We start from the raw sequence: 19,986 nt of genomic DNA on the forward strand, positions 1-19,986 counted from the left end.
TCATTTTACAATTATTTTACATTCTTCCCTTAAGTTGCTGGTACGATGGGAAATATTTTTTATTTTTTTTGATTAAAAACGAAAGATCGATAATTTTAGACATAAAGTAGGAGGTTTTTGAGTAACAATTTTCGAGTTAATAGGAGAAGATTGTAGTAATTTTAGCTAGAATTCTGGTTTTAAACCCCTCAAAAGTCTTTATATAATTACGTCTAATCATAAATTAATCGCATAGTTGAGAAAATAAAGTTTCAATTCTTTTTCGGTACTTTTTGAAGAGATAAAACTGAGGTTTATAATCTTTTTGATTGGATCTTCTCGCTGTTTCTAATCAAATATTAGCTTCATTAAATAAGTCAATTTGAATTGTTTGTAACAAATAATCTCTGTCACCAAGTAGTATTCAATATGATAGTTGAGATTTTATATATTTCAAAAAATGAAAATCATGAACAGATGCAGGACTAATATCAATACTCTGGAAAACACCTATTAAAGAACAAACAGCATAAATTTTATAGCCTTAAAAAGACATTTGCTGAGAAGCACAAAAACCTCTATTTAGTGCACTATACTGATATTCCTTTCAAATTTTTAAGCGATTAATTCTTGCTATTTTACACACTTCAAATGGTATACTATCAACGATAAAACAATTTTCAAATTCATTAAATTCTTTCGCTAATTTGAGTTGAATACTATTAATTTTCGCTGATAATCTCCCTTAAGTACTACGATTGTAAATACTTCGCTCAATTTTACACTTAGCACTATAGGAAGATTTCGAAATAAATGATTTTCACTATCAATACCCATAAATTGAGCTGTTAAAACATGATTTATAAATCAAAAAGTTTAGGTCTTCTACGTTGATAAATTAAAAGTGTATCTGTGGATATTTTTAGTAGAACTTCTAATATTCTTTCGCAATTCGAAAGTAAGTTGTTCATTGTAAATATTTTGTATTCAAATTAATTTACTTATTTTCAATTAAATGGACAACTTTATTATTTATTAATCAAATGTATAACAGGTATAAAGCTTTAGTTATAATACGATCTTTGAGTTTAATAATAATTTACAATTTTTAAAATATGTAGCTTTATTTATACTGGAAAATTCAGGGAGATATCCAACCCTCTCAATACTCATATCTAGAAACATAATGTTTACATTTCGATACACGAACACCGAACAAACCATACGGAACGGATATACAATGGATACAGAATGGATACAGCGCGGATACACAACCGATACAGAAAAGTGTCATTTTCGATATACACCGATACAGGATTTTAACACTTTTTAACACACTATTTCTCTAAGCAAAATATAAACATAGGTTTTTTTAACCGTTTTTCACTTTAAATAATTTGAGTTTTTAGATTATTAATATTTCGATTTAAGTGTATTTTAATAATGTACTGATTCAATGTTTGTGCAGTAATTTTAGCTAGAATTCTGGTTTTAAACCCCTCAAAAGTCTTTGCATAATTGCGTATAATCATAAATTAATCACATAGTTGAGAAAAAAAAGTTTCAATTCATTTTTGATATTTTTTGAAGGGACCTTTTCGGTGTTTCTAATTGTATATGAACTTCATTAAATAAATCAATTTGAATTGTTTGTAACAAATAATCTCTATCACCAAGTAGCACTCAATCTGATAGTTGAGATTTTATATCTTTCAAAAAATAAATATCATGAACAGATGCGGGACTAATATCAATACTCTAGAAAACACCTCTTAAAAAACAAACAGCATGAAGTTTATAGCCATAAAAAGACAATTGCTGAGAAGCACTAAAACCTCTATTTGGTGCACAAAACTGATGCTCTTTGCAAAATTTAGAGTGATTAATTCTTGTTATTTCACAAACTTCCAACGGCATAATATCAACGATAAAACAATTTTTAAATTCATTAAATTCTTTCGCTAATTTGAGTCGAATATTATTAATTTGCTCTGATAATCTTCGTTTTCTACGATTGTAAATACTACGCTCAATTTTACAACTTAGCGCTTTAGGAAGATTTCGAAATAAATGATTTTCACTATCAATACCCATAAATTTAGCTGTTAAGACAAGATTTATGAGTTATAAATCAAAAAGTTTAGGTCTTCTACGTTGATAAATTAAAAGTGTATCTGTGGATATTTTCGTAGAACTTATAATATTCTTTCATAATTTGTAAGTAAGTTGTTCATTGTAAATGTTTTGTACTTAAAACAATTTACTGATTTTCAATCAAATGAACAACTTTATTATTTAGTAATCAAAATGCACAACGGGTAAAACTAATATTTTTAATCATAATTTTGATTTAAGTTTTGTAAAAAATCAGCCATATCCTCAATTCGTAATTGCAGCTTACTCCCTACTTTAAGGCAGGATGAAGGCAACATAGTGGCAGTAGAGTGTATACAATACTTTTTTTGGACGGTTGAAAGTTGACAGCAATTCGTCTAAGTTCCCGATACTAAAATCAGAGATTTTCACTCGAACTGACGAAAAGTACAATTGTTTTTCAAGAGTTTTAATTTTGTTGACAGTTCGAGTTGAAAAAAAATGGTGAATCATTACACTCGAGTTTTGTATTTTCACTGTATGAAATGATTAGGCGGTGAATATTTGCTGAATCAAACAAATAGGCAGCGGCTACTTTTGGGTTATGGGCTCGGGAGAGGTTTCGAGAAGCGAAATAAATTAGTAACTAATCTATACTTTCATAATCTTTTTTATCGAGTTGATAATCAATAAACGATACTTTTCTGAGCTTCGCATTTCGTTTTGGAATAATAGGGTAACCTTTGGCTTCGGCAAATACTTTTGTGAATTTTGCGCCGAAATATAGAATTGTTGCAACATAATAAATCCACAACAAAAGAATAACCAACGAACCTGCCGATCCAAAAATGGTAGAATATTTGGAGTTTGCGATATAAATACCAATTAAATATTTTGCAATAAAGAATAGAATCGCCGTAAAAAACGCTCCTACAAAAGCTTGTTTTGCTTTGATACGTGCATCGGGAAGAATCTTGAAGAGAATATAAAATATCAAAATCGAGATTGAAATACTCAATGTATTATTAAGAAGAATAACTGTGGTCTTCGTCATAATGGTATCGAGTTCGAAAAGACTGAAAATTTCTTCTCCAAAACTCATTAATATACTATTTAATATTACTGTTGCTATTAAAACTATTCCTAATGAAAGGATAATCAAAAATGAAAGCCCTCTATTTATTACAAATTTCAACCAAGCTCTACGAGGAACTGCTTCGACACGCCAAATAAGATTGAGACTATCTTGCATATCGGTGAACATTGTTGTAGAACCAAAAATCAAAATTCCGATACCTATATATAAAGCAAGCGAACTATCTCCTGAAATGGTAGAATTTGTAACAAAATTTTGTACAGCTAAAGCGACATCTGGACCAACAATATTTTTAAGCTCATAAAACATTCGGTTTTCGATAGCATCTTTCTTAAAGAATAAACTTGCACTGGAAATTACAATCAGAATTAATGGTGAAAGTGAAAACAATGCGTAATAAGTTAACGAAGCGCTCAATTTCATAATTCGGTCCTCACCAAATTCAACAATTGTCTGTTTTAAAATATTAAAGTAGAATTTTAGTTGCTTCATTAAATTAATTACTTTAGAGATTAAAGATACAAATTCATAAAATCTATAACAAAAAAAAGACCATTCGATGAATGGTCTTTAAAAAAATATATTAAATCTTAGCTTACACTAACATTGTAACAGGATTTTCGATGTACATTCTTAATGTTTGTAAGAATTGTGCACCTGTTGCTCCGTCTACTGTTCTGTGATCACAAGCTAAAGATAATTTCATTGTGTTACCAACTACAACTTGTCCGTCTTTTACAACTGGTTTTTGAATAATTGAACCAACTGATAGGATACAAGAGTTTGGTTGATTGATAATCGATGTGAATGATTCGATTCCAAACATACCTAAGTTTGAAACAGAGAATGTTGATTTTTCCATTTCATCTGCTTTTAATTTGCGATCTCTTGCACGACCTGCATAATCTTTGACCTCAGCAGAAATTTGAGCAAATGATTTTTGATCTGTATTTTTAACAACAGGAACCAATAAACCATCTTCTACAGCAACTGCCACACCGATATTGATATCTCCATGTTGAATAATTTCTGTATCTGTCCAAGTAGAATTAACAGCTGGATGTTTGCGTAAAGCCATTGCACATGCTTTCACAATCATATCGTTGAATGAAATTTTCGTATCAGGCACTGAGTTTAATTGTTTGCGCGCAGCAATCGCATTATCCATATCCAACTCTACATTTAAGTAATAATGAGGAGCTGTAAATTTAGATTCAGCCAAACGTTTAGCGATAACTTTTCTCATTTGAGAATTTGGAATCACTTTATCTTCTCCAGAAACAAAAGTTTGAGCTGGTTTAACTGATTCAGATTTTGCTTCCGCTTTTGGTTGAGCAGATGGTTGATAATTTTCGATATCTTTTTTCACGATACGTCCATTATCACCAGAACCTTTCACCTCTGCTAAATTAATTCCTTTATCTTTTGCAATTGTTTTTGCTAATGGCGATGCAAAAATACGATCAGAAGAAGAAGTTTCTTCAACCTTATTATTTACATCTAATTGTACAACTACTGGTTTTTCGTCATCAACAACTTCTGTAGAAACTGCTGGTGCAGCAACTTTACCTCCGTTTGCTACAATTGCAGAAACGTCAGTACCAGCTTCACCAATAATTGCTAAAACAGAATCTACTGGTGCAGGCTCGTTCACTTTAGCTCCTTGATATAATAAAACACCATCAAATTCTGATTCGAATTCTTGCACTGCTTTATCTGTTTCAATTTCTGCTAAAATATCACCTTCCGCAACTTGATCTCCAACATTTTTGTGCCAAACAACTACAGTTCCTTCTTCCATTGTATCAGAAAGACGAGGCATTGTAATTACTTCCACATTTGCAGGAATTTCTGCAACAGGTTTTGCTTCTTCTGTTTTTGTTTCGCTGGGAGTTGATTTTTCTTCTTTAACTTCAGTCGTAACTTTTGCTCCACCCCCGATTAAACCTGAAATATCTTCTCCTTCATTTCCGATGATTGCTAAAACTTCATCAACATTTGTTGACACTCCTTCTGCAACACCTTGATATAATAATACTCCATCAAATTCTGATTCGAATTCTTGGATTGCTTTATCTGTTTCGATTTCTGCTAAGATATCACCCTCAGCAATTTTATCTCCTACATTTTTGTGCCATTTTACAACAGTTCCTTCTTCCATTGTATCGCTTAAGCGAGGCATTGTAATAATTTCTGCCATGGTTTTTAGTTGTTTTCGATTTTATCTAAGAATGGATAATTTTCTTCTGAATAGATATAATCATACATTACGTGTTCTTCTGGATAGTTAGAGTTTTCTGCAAATTCTGCACATTCTTCTACCATCACTTTTACTTCATCAATAATTGCATCTAATTGTTCTTTAGTTGCCCAATTGTTTACTAAGATATGATTCTCAACATTCAAGATTGGATCTTCTTGTTTGTACTCTTCCACCTCTTCTTTTGTACGATAAGGCTCAGCATCAGACATAGAGTGACCTCTATAACGATATGTACGTACATCTAAGAAAGTTGGTCCATCTCCACGACGCGCTCTTTCAATAGCTTCGTAAGCTGCTTCTGCAACTTTTACAGGATCCATACCATCTACAGGCATACAAGGCATTTCGTATCCTAAACCTAATTTCCAAATATCTTCGTGGTTAGCAGTACGAGAAACAGAAGTTCCCATAGCGTATTGATTGTTTTCGCAAACAAAAACAACTGGTAATTTCCAGTTCATCGCCATGTTAAATGTTTCATGTAATGTACCTTGACGAGTTGCGCCATCTCCCATTAAACAGATTGTAACACCATCGCGATTAAAGAATTTATCACCAAAAGCGATTCCTGCTCCTAATGGAATTTGCCCACCAACGATTCCGTGTCCACCATAAAAATTATGCTCTTTACTGAAAACGTGCATAGATCCTCCTAAACCATGAGAAGTTCCTGTTTCTTTACCACATAATTCAGCCAAAATACGTTTTGGGTCTACACCCAAAGCCATAGGCCAAACGTGACAACGATAAGCAGTAATCACATGATCTACACCAGGTTTCATTGCATGAATAAAACCGGCTGGTAAAGCTTCTTGACCATTGTATAAATGTAAGAAACCTCTAATTTTTTGCTTTAAATATAATGAACGACACTTATCTTCGAAGCGACGCCAAAAAGTCATATCACGATACCATTGTAGGTACGTTTCTTGCGTTAATTTTTCCATAATTGCACAATTCCGTTGGAACAAATTTAAACTAATCTATTTAGTGTACAAAATTGCTACCCTAAAAATTCGTCAGTAAAATGTAATGGAAGCAAATCTTTAGCAGAATTTATCACCAAAACATCACCTTCTTTTCCAGATAAAATAATTTCGATTGGTTGCGATTGTTTCTTTTCAATCTCTAAAATATATTGTCGACACATCCCGCATGGAGGCAATGGATAATTGACATTTGGCGTAGAAACAGCCAATTTTTCAATCTTAATATTTGGGAAGTTTGCATTTACATAAGCCAATAAACCTCTTTCGGCACAAGTTCCGACTGGATACGAAGCATTTTCTTGATTTGAACTCGAAAAAATTTCTCCATTTTCTAATTGAACAGATGCACCAACATTGAAATTAGAATAAGGCGCATATGCATTCAACGAAATATCATAAGCCTCTTCTACTACTTTTTTTTGTTCTGCTGCAAGCTCAGATTTACTCTCGAATCGTTCAAATTCAAAAGAATATTTTTCTTTTTTCATATAGAATTTACACCAAAGTGTATTATTTAATTAATTATTAAATACTTAAATCCTCTCAGCTATTTTATTCAATAGAAAAAGGAAGTAAATTTATAAAAAAATATTTTATGTTAGTGAAAATTTTTGCAAGTGCTATTTTCGGAGTTTCCGCAAAAACAATTATTGTGGAAGTTAATATTGATCAAGGTGTCGGGTATCATTTGGTTGGTTTGCCCGATAGCGCAATAAAAGAAAGTAATTTTAGGATAAATGCTGCACTAAAAAATTCTAATTTGAAATTACCTGGTAAAAAAATCACGATTAATATGGCGCCAGCAGATTTACAAAAAGAAGGTTCTGCCTATGATTTACCAATCGCAATTGGAATTTTAGCAGCTTCGGAGCAAGTAAATTCTGAACAACTCCATAAATTTATAATGATGGGCGAATTATCGCTAGATGGTTCACTTCGACCTATAAAAGGTGCATTGCCGATTGCAATACAAGCAAAAGAAGAAGGTTTCGAAGGAATTATTTTACCCAAACAAAATGCAGACGAAGCAGCTGTTGTAGAAGGAATCGATGTTTTTGCGGTTAATAACATCAGAGAAGTTGTTGATTATTTTAACGAAGAAATCATTTTACAACCTCATCAAGTTAATTTAGATGATTATTTTTTTAGTGAAATGAATAATTATCCTTTCGATTTTGCTGATGTAAAAGGTCAAGAAAATGTAAAACGTGCGATGGAAATCGCTGCTGCAGGAGGACATAACATTATTTTGATCGGTCCTCCAGGAAGTGGAAAAACAATGTTAGCCAAACGAATTGCTTCAATTCTTCCGAAAATGACCGTACAAGAAGCGCTCGAAACAACAAAAATTCATAGCGTTGCTGGAAAATTATCTAACAAATCATTAATTGTAAGTCGTCCTTTTTCTAGTCCACATCATTCTATATCGGATGTCGCCTTAGTCGGCGGTGGTTCTTATCCACAACCTGGAGAAATTTCTTTGGCGCATAATGGTGTTTTGTTTTTGGATGAATTACCTGAATTCAAGCGCACTGTTTTAGAAGTTATGCGTCAACCTTTGGAAGATCGAGAAGTCACAATTTCGAGGGCAAAATTCACTGTGAATTATCCTGCGAGTTTTATGTTAGTAGCTTCTATGAATCCAAGTCCGAGCGGTTATTTTATGGATGATCCAAACAACACTTCCTCTTTAGCGGAAATGCAACGTTATATGAATAAAATTTCTGGACCACTTTTGGACCGAATTGATTTACATATCGAAGTGAATCCTGTTCCGTTTGATGATTTGTCGCAAGAACGTCGTGGCGAAAAAAGTGCTGTGATTCGTGAACGTGTCATTAATGCAAGAAATATCCAGACCAAACGATTTGAAAATACAAAAGTCCATTACAACTCGCAAATGGGACCAAAAGAGTTGGATACTTTTTGTGATTTAGATGATCATTCGAAGCATTTAATCAAAGTTGTTATGGAAAAATTAAATCTTTCTGCTCGTGCGTATGATCGAATTATTAGGGTTGGACGAACAATTGCAGATTTAGATAATTCTGAAACTATTCTTTCAAAACATATTAGTGAAGCTATTCAGTATAGAAGTTTGGATCGAAATCAGTGGATGTGAGTTTAATTATTAATGATGAATGATGAATTATGCGTTATGCAAAAAAAAGGAATCTCTTTCAAGATTCCTTTTCCATTTACTAAAATTCAAATTCACCAACCAAAATTCCTTCGCCGCCAGAATTTGGCTTGTTATTCTGGAAAGTAATCATTTTCTTCACTTGTTTTCCTGAGCTATACATCAAGTAAATCTCTGCCGAAATAGTTGTTGGCCCTGAAATACTCATTTGTCTTTCTCCGAAAAAATTCGTTTCTATTTTATATTTTCCTTTGATCGCTTTTTTTAACATAAATTGTTCTGGTCCGAAACCTTGCGTCACATCCTCACTCATTCGTCCACCAATCGCAGTTGTACGATGTCCGTAAAAACATTTCTCGCCATTTGGATCCGTCACCCACAAATCAATATCGGTCATATCTTTATTCCAATTCATCACCACACGAATATCAACCGGAATATCAACAATGATATCTTTATTAATTTTCGATAAATTCAATTCTTTTCGATGAAGCGAAATCAAATTATTAACTTCAGGAACAATAATCTCCGTAATATCTCGATCACGATTGGCAATTTCTACTGAATAATCATTCGTTAATACTTTATACAGATATTCTAAAGCCGATTGATATTGCTCATTGTCTTGTAACGCCAAGGCATAATCACGATAACTTTGTGCATCAAAAGGTCGCCAATCCAAGACTTTTTTTGTGATAAATAATTCGGTTTGATATTCTTCAATTTCTTTCAATTTGTATGCTAACATTTTATACAATTCTGCATCTTCTAAACCTAGATCTGCAATCGAGCTTAAAATTTTAAGACCAGTTTCTTTTTCTTTTTTCTGAAAGAAAAATGTTGCCACATCAAAATAATAAGCAGGCGTTTCGGCATAATCTTTTCTCAAATCTAAATAAGTTTGATATGGATTTTTAGACGCTTCTATCAACTTCATGTATTCTTTATCCGATTTTACATTGACTATTTTAATTTCCGGAACCGAAGCTGATGATTCATCCTTCATTTTTTTATCTGCAACAAAATTAGCCGAAGCATAACCTAAACTTCTCGATTCTCTTCTCACTCCATTTGCTGTAACTACCATAGCTTGTTCTGCACTAGATTCCATCTCCATTACAGCTGTTGTTCTAGGCTCTGGCATTACCATATTCACTTGTACAGTCTCTTCTAAATAAGTTGTAGAATCCCCAACAGGTTTTGGATATTTTGGTTTTATATATTTAAAATCTTTCTTCCACCATTCTTTCAATTCCTTTGCTTTCGCAATTGCATTTTTCAACAAATCAGCTTTTCGAGTTTCATTTTGTTCAAAACCTTGTTTCGATAATTTATTAAATTCACTTTGCAATTCCGCTGGTGGATTGATTTTATACTTTACATAATCCGAAACATTTTCCAAAACAATCAAACTTGTGTTCGACGTTACAATCGAAAATTGTTTTCCAATTTCTTCAATTTCTGTTTTATATTGTTCTAGATTCAGTTCTAAATAATTCACTTTACTTTGCGCCCAAATTTTACTAATTTCAAGATTTTGAGTTGCTTTACTCAAATCCAATTCTTTATTGAATTCCACTTTTCCGTTTCGTCCAAACATCATCATTAATTTTGCATTTGGATATTGAGAAATTCCCGAAATCGAAATTCCATTGTTCACATCATTTGTCGAAATTGGGTAAACTTCTCCCGCTGTATTATTGATAATTCCTAAGAATTGAACCGAACTTTCGTTGATTTGTTTGAACGCATTTTCTACAGAATTTTCATTTAGATTGATAAATTTTCCTCCAACTTTTTGCGCAATCATTTTCAAAACGCCATAATTAGAAGTCGGCGAAGATGCAATTGTATAAAAAGGTTTATCTATATTAAAAATATTCGAGCCAAAAGACGAAATTCCATCCGAAAACAATAAATATTCGTCTGCTTTCAGACTTGCTGGAAGAATTTTCGCATAATTTGTTCCTCCATCATACGTCACATTTTCCAAATATTTTTTCAATTCTGACCAATCACCATTTTTAATTTGAAAAAATCTCGATTTTTCCAAAGAAAAATTCAATAACGAAACTTCAATATTTAGATTTTTTTGTTGAGAAATAATTTTATCTAAAAATTCTAACTCTTTTTGATGATTTCGTTTCAAACCACTCAACGAATTATCCCAGATAATTCCAATATTTTTTGACCAAACTTTTGGTTGAGATTTTGCATCAACCAATAAATTCGCATAAAAATAAACCGAACCATCTACATTTTTCTGAACAAAAGATTCTACATTATTCGGCGATTTCGGAAGATTAATAATCAATGATTTTTTAGGTGTAAAATCTGTTTTCGACAAATTTGCTTCATATATATTACTATTTTCCGAAAAATTGAACGAACCATCTGGCGTTTCAATCAATTGTGGTTTTCCAGCAGCATTGTACACTTTTGTTGTCAAATTAAACTTCGCAATTTTTTTCGAAGAATCTAACGGCAAATGATATTGATACGACGATTTATCCAATTTTAATTCTTGGTAATACGATAACTGAATCGTACGTGAACCTTTTGCTGGAATCGGAGAAATACGAGTTCGAAAATTATTTCCTTCTACTTTTTCGATGATTCCAGGGTCGATATTTTGCTTCTGAATACTTTCGAAAACCTCAACCGCACGCACTTTTGTAACAGGAACTGCATTTCGCAATTTTCCATTAATATCAATTGCATATCCACTAACAGTCGTGTTTTCGGGCAAAGGGAAAACTAAATTCCCTTCAAGATTTCGACTTGATGAATTTGTAAAAACTAAAGTTGTTGTCGTTTTGGCCAAATTTCCAAAAATCTCAACTTGCACATTCATCGATTGCAAACTCACAGAATTTTCGTCTGGGCGTTCACCAATTTCGATACGCGGAAATCCGATTCGAATATCTTGCGCATTTATTTTTGTAGAAAAAAACATTCCAACAAAAACAAAGAAAAAAGAAAATAACTTTTTCATATTGTTTGATTTGTAAGTTAGATGCAACAAATTACAAAAAGGTTGGTTGATGTGAAAAAGTTTTAAGTGTTGAGTTGTTAGTTATAAGTTTATTTCAGATTTCCCCTTTTGTCAGAATCACATTTACTTGATTCGCATTATCAAAATTATCTTTCTGAACTTGATTTTAGAATCGAATATTTTTTTACAAAATCAGAAATAAATCATTATATTTGATTGAATTACAATTTATAATAAAATGAAAAATATATTATATATAACGGGATTAGTTTTAATATTAACTTCAATTTTATTAATCTTAGAATTTTCTGATTCTAATAGAATGAGCTTAATTGCAGGAATGATTTTGCCAATAGGATTAGTATTTAACATTTTAGGTTTTACTTTAAAAACTAATCCACTAAAAGAATAATTTAATATTCTGCCATAAATATTAAATCGAAAAGCCAATTGTTCTTAGAAACAATTGGCTTTTTGATTTATTTTTTAATATCTATTTTCTCTCGCTCTTTATCTTCGCTCACTTTGTAAGCTTTCAAGACTTCGCGAACAATTTTGTGTCGAACAACATCTTTATCATCCAAATAAATAAATCCGATATCTTTTACATCTTTCAATATATTAATCGCTTCACGTAAACCAGATTTTTGTTTTGGTGGTAAATCGACCTGACCTGGATCTCCTGTGATAATAAATTTAGAATTTTTTCCCATACGCGTCAAAAACATTTTCATCTGAGCATAGGTTGTGTTTTGTGCTTCATCAAGAATTACAAAAGCTCCGTCCAATGTTCGACCACGCATAAATGCTAAAGGCGCTACTTCTATCACTCCTTTTTCGGTATAAGACGAAAGTTTCTCGAACGGAATCATATCTTTCAACGCATCATACAAAGGTTGTAAATATGGATCTAATTTATCTTTCATATCACCTGGTAAAAAACCTAAATTTTCTCCAGCTTCTACGGCAGGACGTGTCATAATAATTCGGCGAACTTCTTTGTTCTTCAACGCTTGTACCGCCAATGCAACAGCCGTATAGGTTTTTCCCGTACCAGCAGGACCAATTGCAAACACCATATCTTTGTTGTAAACAGTTTGTACCAGCTTTTGTTGATTAGGCGTTTGAGGTTTGATGATTTTACCATTTACACCGTGTACAATAATTTCATCTTCTTTTTTCATTTGAAGCATTTCATTATTATCTTCGGTCATAATGATTTCGAGTTCGCGATCAGATAGTCGATTGTATTTGTGAATATGCTGAATTACTCGTTGCATTTTTTGGTCAAATACTTTCAGAACATCTTCATTTCCAAATACTGTTAACTCTCTTCCGCGAGCAACAATCTTTAATTTTGGATAATATTCTTTGATTCTTTTTAGATGTTCATTATTAGCACCATAAAAATCTTGAGCATTAATTTCGGCTAATTCAATATTAATTTCTGTCAAATGAGATTGTTTTTTTGGTTCACTTACACAAAAATAAAGAATAATAAACAATATATTTGCTAATTATTAGAGAATAGTGGCAATTATTACATTAACATCGGATTTTGGAGTCAAAGATTACTTTGTTTCTAGCGTTAAAGGCGCAATTCTAAAAGAATTGGCCGATGTTACAATTGTAGATATTTCGCATCATGTTAATCCCTATGATTTATCTGAAGCTGCCTATATCATTCGTAATTCTTACGAAGAATTTCCCGACGGAACTATACATATTATTGGAATTAATGCCTTAAGTACACCTTATCAGAAGCCGATTTGTGCATTAATCAATCATCATTATTTTATTTGTGCAGATAATGGAATTTTATCCTTGATTTGCCAAAAAAATCAACCAGAAGAAATTTACGAAATCACTGCTTATCCAGAAGGAATAGACAGTTTATTTCCAATGAAAAATTGTTTTGTACCAGTTGCATGTCACTTGGCGCGCGGCGGAGTTCCTGCTCTTTTAGGGAACAAACGTACCGAAATGAAGCAATTGAATGAGTTGAAACCAATTTATCGCGATGATAAATATATCATAGGAAATGTGATTTATATTGATCATTTTGGAAATGTTGTGAGTAATATTTCGAAAGATTTTTTCGATGAAATTGCACAAGACAGAAAATATAAAATTTTGCTTCGTCAGAAAGATTTCTCGATGACCGATATTACTGTTATTTATGAGCATTACAATGAAGTTGTACAAGATTTTAACAAAGAGGTGCAAGCTTTTGGGCGAACATTGTGTTTGTTTAATTCGGCAGGATTTTTAGAAGTTACTTTATACAAAAGTAATCCTACAATATCAGGAGGTGCGAATCAGTTAATGGGATTAAAGAAAAACGATACAATTACAATTGAATTTGAAAATTAACGCTGAGAAAATTTAGTATTAGAGAGTTTACAATAACTATATGACTTATAATTATTTAATATACAAAGCAATACACGTTATCTTTGTGGTAAGTTACTTTGCTGGTTTATTTTACATTGTTCGTTTGATGATTTATCATACAGAAACACAACAAATGGAAGAACCAAAAAAATCAATTTTGCAGGATCAATATACCTACATGGAGAAAAAATTATGGAATGTAATTACCGCTCCTGCTTTGGTTATTTTGATCACAATGGGATTGAATATGCTTTACAAAAATCAAGGTTTGCTGTATATGCCTTGGATGAAAAGTAAATTGGGGATGATAAGTGTTTTATTAATTTATCATTTTTGGTGTTGGCGAACGTTGAAACAAATCCAAAATAAAGTTTTCAAATACACTTCTGTTCAACTGCGAATGATGAATGAATTGGCAACAATTTTATTATTTGTTATCGTGTTTGCTGTGATTCAAAAAACAGATTTTGGTCGAGATTGGTATTGGTCAATTGTCAGTTTCTTTGGTTGTGGTATACTACTTATGCTTATTGTGCGTTTAATTAATCGTAATAATAAAAAATAACATGTGGACAATCTTCAAAAAAGAGTTTTCCAATTTTTATTTAGGCTTCACCGCCTATTTAGCAACCGCAACATTTGTTATCGTTTCGGTTTTATTCCTTTGGTTTTTTGATAACGAATTCAATGTTTTCAACACAGGAAATGCTACTTTAAATAGTTTTTTCTTTGTAGGACCTTGGATTTTTCTATTCATGATTCCTGCTTTAACCATGAAATTAATCGCGGAAGAGCAAGCAAATGGCACATTATTGTGGTTATTCACACTACCTATAAAAGATAACCAAATTATTTGGGGCAAATATTTAGCTGTCGTTTCAGTTATCGTTTTTTGTCTGCTTTCAACTTTCTTGTTCACCATTACATTACAAGAATTTTTGATGCCTGAACAAGAACTAGATTACGGAACAATTTTTTCTGGCTATTTAGGACTTTTCTTTCTAGGAAGTTTATTCGCCGCAATTGGTTTATTTACCTCATCTATCACCAAAAATCAAGTAATGGCTTATGTTTTGTCGGTTTTCTTTTGCTTCATTATTTTTTATGGATTCGAAAGTTTAGCGTCATATAATTTACTTGGTTCGATGGATTTCTATGTTCAAAAAATTGGAAGTTTTACACATTACAACCAGTTTTTGAAAGGAATTATTGACACACGAGATTTACTTTACTTTTTGATTTTGATTGGAATTTTAAATCAAATTTCAATCGTTAATCTTGAAAATAAAAAATAGTGCCATGAAAAAATTAAACAAAAAACATCTAATTACTTTCATCGCATTTATCGCGCTTTTTATCATCGCTCAATTTGTTTACACACGAATTGACATGACGAAAGACAAACGTTTTACGTTAACTTCTACAACCGAAAAGTTGGTAGAAAATGTAAAACAACCGCTTAAAATTGAAATTCTTTTGGGTGGAGATTTAACGGGTGATTACAGAATTTTGAAGAACGAAATTCAGTTTTTATTAGACGAACTTCGCGAAAAAAACAGCAATATTTCTTATTCTTTTATTGATCCTGTCGATTTAGGACAAGCCGAATTAGAGCAAAATAAATTGGCTCCAGTTCCGATTAAAACCGACAAAGGAATTTTGAATGTTTATCCGTACGCAAAATTAACTTACGGCGACAAATCGACTTATATGGAGGTTTTGGTCAATGATCCTTCTACTCCATTTGATAAATTAGCGTTGGCTTCAACTGAAAAATTAGAATATTTATTTGCAGAAAAAATTCAGAAAGCAACCAATTTTGAGCGCAAAAGAGTTGGTTTTATCGTTCATCATGACGAATTACCAGAAGCTAATATTCAAGGATTAGGTTCTGCTTTGTCAGAAAAATATGATGTTGAGATCTACCTTAATCCAATAGCAAACAAATCGTTTACTTTACAACCTTCTGATTTGGATAGTTTGAAACGTTTTGACGCCTTAATTATCGCAAAACCTACATTACCTTTTTCTGATATGGATAAATTGGTTTTGGATCAATATATCATGAATGGTGGAAAAATGATGATGGCTGTGGAAACTGTCGATGCTGAAATGGATTCTATTTTCCGAAGTGGAAAAATCGTTGCTTTTCCAAGAGATTTGAAGTTAAATGATTTCTTATTCAATTATGGTGTTCGCATTCATCCGGCTGTTATAAAGGATATGAATGGGGCGCAAATTGTTTTGGCTGATGGTGAAACGGCAGGAAATACAAGTTACAATTATTACAATTGGCCTTATTTTGAGTTAGGAATTAAAGGAGAAGAAAACCCAATTACAAGTTCAATCGATCCTGTTTTATTCCAATTTGCAAATCCAATCGAATTACTAAAAAATCCAACTATTAAGCAAACGGTTTTATTGAGTTCTTCTGAACAATCAAGTTTGAAACCTGCTTTAAATTATATTCAATTAAACGAAGTAGAAATCGAGAATCCTGAAGAATATAAAATGGGTAAAATTCCGATGGCAGTTTTGTTAGAAGGTAATTTCAATTCGGCTTATGCTTCGCGTTACGAACGTAAAGAATTTCCAAATTTCAAACCGAAAACTACCGATGGAAAAATGATAGTCATTTCGGACGGAGATGTTTTGAAAAATGCTTTGTGGAGAGGAGTTCCAATGCAATTAGGAGAAAATAAATTTTCGGTTCGTCCAGATAATCCAGATGGAAAACCAAAAACATACGCAAATCAGACTTTTGTAATGAATGCAATGGATTATTTATTAGGTGATGCTGATTTTTTAGCTTTAAGAAATAGAAAATTAGAGATTCCTTTATTAAGTGAAACTGCAATTATTCAAGAAAAATCTACTTGGCAAATGATCAATCTTTTAGTCCCAACGACAATAATTATTGCATTAGCAGGAACTGGATTTTGGCTTAGAAAAAAGAGATATAGTAAATAGATTGACTATTTTAAATTGACGATATACGATTCATTCCATCAATAATATTAAAATAAAATAATTTAATACACTTATTAGAGTCTTATTTTTAAAAATGTATACTTTCTAAGCTCTAAATAAGCAATTTATCCGATAATTTGTTTATTTTTAGTGATTACATTTAAACTAGACTTAATGCGGGCTATCTCTACATATTTTTACTTAATACTATTATTATTTGGAATTAATTTTTCATTTGGACAATACTATGATATCCAAAGTTTCTTTGCAAAGTCTTTATTTTAGTGGGTTGGTTACTCATTTTATAGCATTTGGTACAACATAAGTACAACAATTGAAAAAGTATGTTTTAAGTCTATGTTTAGCATAGATTTTAAGCCATTAAAAACGAAACTTTAACATTTGATTTGGGCTTAAAAATGGGAAATTCGAGCATATAAACCGACTTTATTTAGCTGAGCAGTACGATTCATCAACTGATATTCTGCTAATTTGGAACAATAATAGTCCCTTGATGCTTTTGCATATCCATTTTGAAGCAACAATTCATTTAAACATTCGCCTGATTCCAGGATGACATAACCTAATTGCCTATGATAAAAATCGTACGCATTTTTTATTTCTGTGAGTATGGTAATTCTATCTCCAACACCTAAGACGTTAGTTAAGTAATTTCTTGCTTCCCATCCCAACTCGATCAACAAACTTGCAGGAAGATGTGTTTTTTCTTCATCTATTTTTAATTTTCTATTCATTCGGATTTCTGGTGCATCTATTCCGTATAATCTGATTTCTTTTTCTTCTTTCGAAAAAGCGTGTTTCACAACCAAAGTATCTGCATCTTTGATTTCTAATACATTATAAAATGTTTCCACATAATAAGGTTCTTTAGCACTGTATTTCATTGTATTGCAATTAGTTACATATTGTCTATACAAATTTAATCAACCAACTTTGTAATACGATTAATATCAATTGTTTAACTAAAAAATTTATTGTTATGGCAAGACAAAAAGGTTTGATGAAATACATCGGTACGATTGGAGATGTACGTCATTTCAAAATTAAAGGGCAACCTGGTTTTTATGCCGGTTTAGTTGGTGGTCCTACTGCTCAGCAAGTAAAAACTGCGCCTGAGTTTGAACGTACTCGTGAAAATATGAATGAGTTTGGTGGTTGTGCTAAGGCAGGGAAATCACTTCGTACTGCTCTTTCGCAAGTCATGAGTAAAATGGCGGATAGCCAAGTTACAGGTCGATTGACTTCGGTAATGAAGAAAATCAATTTGGAGGATGGTACAGAAGCCAGAGGTTATCGAAAAGTGGAAATTTCTACTCAACGTCAATATTTAATTGGTTTTGAGTTTGACAAACGCCTTTCGATTAATGGTGTTTTTAATGCACCTTATGATGTAGAGCATAACGTAGATAGAAACGAAGCAGATTTTATTGTTGCTGCATTTAATCCTGCTGAATTGATTTCTGCTCCTGCAGGATCTACTCATTTTCGTTTGATTAATGCTTTGGCTGTTTTAGCTGATTTCTCATTTAATCCTACAACTGGAAATTACGAAGCTGATGATCCTATTAATAACGAATTGAATGTTGTTACGTACTCGGATTATATTCCGTTAAATACTCCGTATGCCGGAGATACGATTTCGGCAGCTTTACCAGGAGCGCCAACTTTAGGGAATAATGTTACGGTTGTACAGTGTATTGGTATTGAGTTTTTCCAAGAAGTCAACGGAAACTATTATCCTTTCGCCTCTGGAAACTGCTTGAAAATCGAAGATGCTTTTTAAGCTGTTGGTTGGTTAAAGAGTCTTTTCGATTTGAAAAGGCTCTTTTTTGTTTCACTTTAATTAAATAAATGATGAGAGTAAAAATTGTGCGTGTGGCTCAAGGAAAGCAAAGTACGTTGAGTCATTTATACATTGATGGGATCTTTCAATGCTATTTGTTAGAAGATAAGATTCGAGCCGATAAGATACCGAAGCAAACTGCAATTCCTACGGGTGATTTTAAATTGATTGTGAATTCTTGGGGCGGTATGAATACCAAGTATAAAAATCTGATGGGTAAAGTTCACGAAGGTATGATTGAAATTGATCAGCTTCCGAATTTTGATTATGTGTACATCCATATCGGAAATACCTATTTACAAACTGCAGGATGTCCGTTGACTGGGTTTGGTTTTGAATTGATCAATGGTGATTATCAAATTACGCATAGTCGTAAGGCGTATGATATGGTTTATCCTAAACTTTTGAAGATTGCCAAAAGCAAAGAAAATCATATTCGTATCGAGAATAATTTTCAATTCTAAAATCAAAAGCTATGGAAAATGAATTGGTTTTAAATGTCCTTTTCGGTTCAGTTTCAAGTTTATTATTGGCTGTGGTTGCTTACTTCATTAAGCAATTACATTCCGATTTTAAGAAAATGGAAAAGGATATTACAGAAGTTAAAACGATGGCCTTACTGATTAAGACAGAATTTAAAAACAGTTATGATCTATTGAGCCAACGTGTTGAATATTTAGAATCAAGAATTACAACTCTTGAAATGTTGAATCTTAAAAATAAACGTGATGAAAAAGGATAGTTTAAATTTAGTAGAACGAGTAACCAATGAAACGCCAAAATGGTTTAAAATCGTTCGTAATGTGGGATTAGCTTTAACTGCGATAAGCGGAACCATCTTAGCTACACCCATTGTTTTACCTGCAACGGTTGTTTCAGTAGCTGGATATTTGGCTTTAGGTGGTGCGATTGCCAGTGCTGTTGCTCAAACTGCTGTCAAGATTGACGAAGCAGATAATGATCCAAATAAAAAATAGTCTAAAAAGACCTTAACAGGACTTTCAGGACTTTTTGAAATCTCATCGTAATGGTGAGATTTTTTTATGCGTGATAACTGCACCCAATTATCTATAGAGGTGGAATATGTACGCTTTATCTCCGAAACGAAGTCGGAATGTTGTCGAAAAAGATGAATCAAAATTATAAAATCGAGGAAGTGGTTTTGGTTCAAATTCAATGTTTTTTGAAAAGAAAAAAAGAGA

17 protein-coding genes and 2 pseudogenes are annotated in these 19,986 nt (G+C 32.2%); 10 read left to right on the forward strand and 9 right to left on the reverse strand.

Going from position 1 to position 19,986, the window contains the following annotated elements; translation table 11 throughout:
- Positions 1–136: 136 nt before the first annotated feature.
- The 6 genes and pseudogenes from N5E64_RS15800 to N5E64_RS13150 form a co-directional block, all read right to left on the reverse strand.
- Positions 137–950: pseudogene (locus tag N5E64_RS15800) on the reverse strand (IS982 family transposase).
- A gap of 417 nt (positions 951–1,367) precedes the next feature.
- Positions 1,368–2,213: pseudogene (locus N5E64_RS13130) on the reverse strand (IS982 family transposase).
- A gap of 506 nt (positions 2,214–2,719) precedes the next feature.
- Positions 2,720–3,661: a YihY/virulence factor BrkB family protein gene (locus N5E64_RS13135; protein ID WP_038337079.1), complete on the reverse strand. Its 942-nt coding sequence runs from the start codon at positions 3,659–3,661 to the stop codon at positions 2,720–2,722.
- 103 nt (positions 3,662–3,764) lie between these two features.
- Entirely contained in the window at positions 3,765–5,369 is a 1,605-nt protein-coding gene (locus N5E64_RS13140; protein ID WP_125349668.1) for a pyruvate dehydrogenase complex dihydrolipoamide acetyltransferase, read from the reverse strand.
- 5 nt (positions 5,370–5,374) lie between these two features.
- A complete protein-coding gene (gene pdhA / locus N5E64_RS13145) occupies positions 5,375–6,379 on the reverse strand; it encodes a pyruvate dehydrogenase (acetyl-transferring) E1 component subunit alpha (protein ID WP_125349669.1) in 1,005 nt (334 codons plus the stop codon).
- A gap of 56 nt (positions 6,380–6,435) precedes the next feature.
- Positions 6,436–6,909: a cytidine deaminase gene (locus tag N5E64_RS13150; RefSeq protein ID WP_038337075.1), complete on the reverse strand. Its 474-nt coding sequence runs from the start codon at positions 6,907–6,909 to the stop codon at positions 6,436–6,438.
- A gap of 107 nt (positions 6,910–7,016) precedes the next feature.
- Between N5E64_RS13150 and N5E64_RS13155 the strand changes: the two genes are divergently transcribed.
- Entirely contained in the window at positions 7,017–8,543 is a 1,527-nt protein-coding gene (locus N5E64_RS13155; RefSeq protein WP_114999055.1) for a YifB family Mg chelatase-like AAA ATPase, read from the forward strand.
- 79 nt (positions 8,544–8,622) lie between these two features.
- On the opposite strand, the gene N5E64_RS13160 is transcribed toward N5E64_RS13155, so the two are convergent.
- Positions 8,623–11,556 (reverse strand): VIT domain-containing protein, encoded by a 2,934-nt coding sequence (locus N5E64_RS13160; RefSeq protein WP_280037894.1) that lies wholly within the window; start codon positions 11,554–11,556, stop codon positions 8,623–8,625.
- 238 nt (positions 11,557–11,794) lie between these two features.
- Between N5E64_RS13160 and N5E64_RS13165 the strand changes: the two genes are divergently transcribed.
- Entirely contained in the window at positions 11,795–11,968 is a 174-nt protein-coding gene (locus N5E64_RS13165; protein WP_280037895.1) for a hypothetical protein, read from the forward strand.
- Between the two features lie 67 nt (positions 11,969–12,035).
- Here the strand turns inward: N5E64_RS13165 and N5E64_RS13170 are convergent, their stop codons facing one another.
- Positions 12,036–13,010, reverse strand: a complete 975-nt coding sequence (locus N5E64_RS13170; RefSeq protein ID WP_038337083.1) for a PhoH family protein — start codon at positions 13,008–13,010, stop codon at positions 12,036–12,038.
- 76 nt (positions 13,011–13,086) lie between these two features.
- Here N5E64_RS13170 and N5E64_RS13175 point away from each other — a divergent pair, with 76 nt between their 5' ends.
- Genes N5E64_RS13175 through gldG form a run of 4 tightly spaced genes read left to right on the forward strand, consistent with a single transcriptional unit; the run spans position 13,087 to position 16,920 of the window.
- On the forward strand, positions 13,087–13,929 hold the full coding sequence (locus tag N5E64_RS13175) for an S-adenosyl-l-methionine hydroxide adenosyltransferase family protein (protein ID WP_114999051.1): 843 nt from the start codon (positions 13,087–13,089) through the stop codon (positions 13,927–13,929).
- 40 nt (positions 13,930–13,969) lie between these two features.
- Positions 13,970–14,515: a CopD family protein gene (locus tag N5E64_RS13180; protein ID WP_125349671.1), complete on the forward strand. Its 546-nt coding sequence runs from the start codon at positions 13,970–13,972 to the stop codon at positions 14,513–14,515.
- Position 14,516: 1 nt separating this feature from the next.
- Entirely contained in the window at positions 14,517–15,245 is a 729-nt protein-coding gene (locus N5E64_RS13185) for an ABC transporter permease subunit (protein WP_125349672.1), read from the forward strand.
- Positions 15,246–15,249: 4 nt separating this feature from the next.
- Positions 15,250–16,920, forward strand: coding sequence for a gliding motility-associated ABC transporter substrate-binding protein GldG (gene gldG / locus N5E64_RS13190; RefSeq protein ID WP_280037897.1), 1,671 nt, complete (start codon positions 15,250–15,252; stop codon positions 16,918–16,920).
- A 413-nt stretch (positions 16,921–17,333) separates the two neighbouring features.
- Here gldG and N5E64_RS13195 read toward each other — a convergent pair whose 3' ends face one another.
- Positions 17,334–17,825 carry a thermonuclease family protein gene (locus N5E64_RS13195; RefSeq protein WP_280037898.1) on the reverse strand — a complete coding sequence of 164 codons (492 nt, stop codon included), beginning with the start codon at positions 17,823–17,825 and terminating at the stop codon, positions 17,334–17,336.
- Positions 17,826–17,920: 95 nt separating this feature from the next.
- On the opposite strand from N5E64_RS13195, the gene N5E64_RS13200 reads away from it, so the two are divergent.
- The 4 genes from N5E64_RS13200 (at position 17,921) to N5E64_RS13215 (ending at position 19,761) form a co-directional block, all read left to right on the forward strand.
- Positions 17,921–18,724: a hypothetical protein gene (locus N5E64_RS13200; protein WP_280037899.1), complete on the forward strand. Its 804-nt coding sequence runs from the start codon at positions 17,921–17,923 to the stop codon at positions 18,722–18,724.
- 68 nt (positions 18,725–18,792) lie between these two features.
- Positions 18,793–19,248, forward strand: a complete 456-nt coding sequence (locus N5E64_RS13205) for a DUF5675 family protein (RefSeq protein WP_280037900.1) — start codon at positions 18,793–18,795, stop codon at positions 19,246–19,248.
- An 11-nt stretch (positions 19,249–19,259) separates the two neighbouring features.
- Positions 19,260–19,526 (forward strand): hypothetical protein, encoded by a 267-nt coding sequence (locus tag N5E64_RS13210; protein WP_068599396.1) that lies wholly within the window; start codon positions 19,260–19,262, stop codon positions 19,524–19,526.
- Positions 19,513–19,761 carry a hypothetical protein gene (locus tag N5E64_RS13215; protein WP_280037901.1) on the forward strand — a complete coding sequence of 83 codons (249 nt, stop codon included), beginning with the start codon at positions 19,513–19,515 and terminating at the stop codon, positions 19,759–19,761. Before N5E64_RS13210 ends, N5E64_RS13215 begins: the two co-directional genes overlap by 14 nt.
- The last annotated feature ends 225 nt before the right edge of the window (positions 19,762–19,986 follow it).

Origin of the sequence: Empedobacter sp. GD03739 (assembly GCF_029843245.1) — a bacterium.
Lineage (GTDB): Bacteria > Bacteroidota > Bacteroidia > Flavobacteriales > Weeksellaceae > Empedobacter > Empedobacter falsenii_B.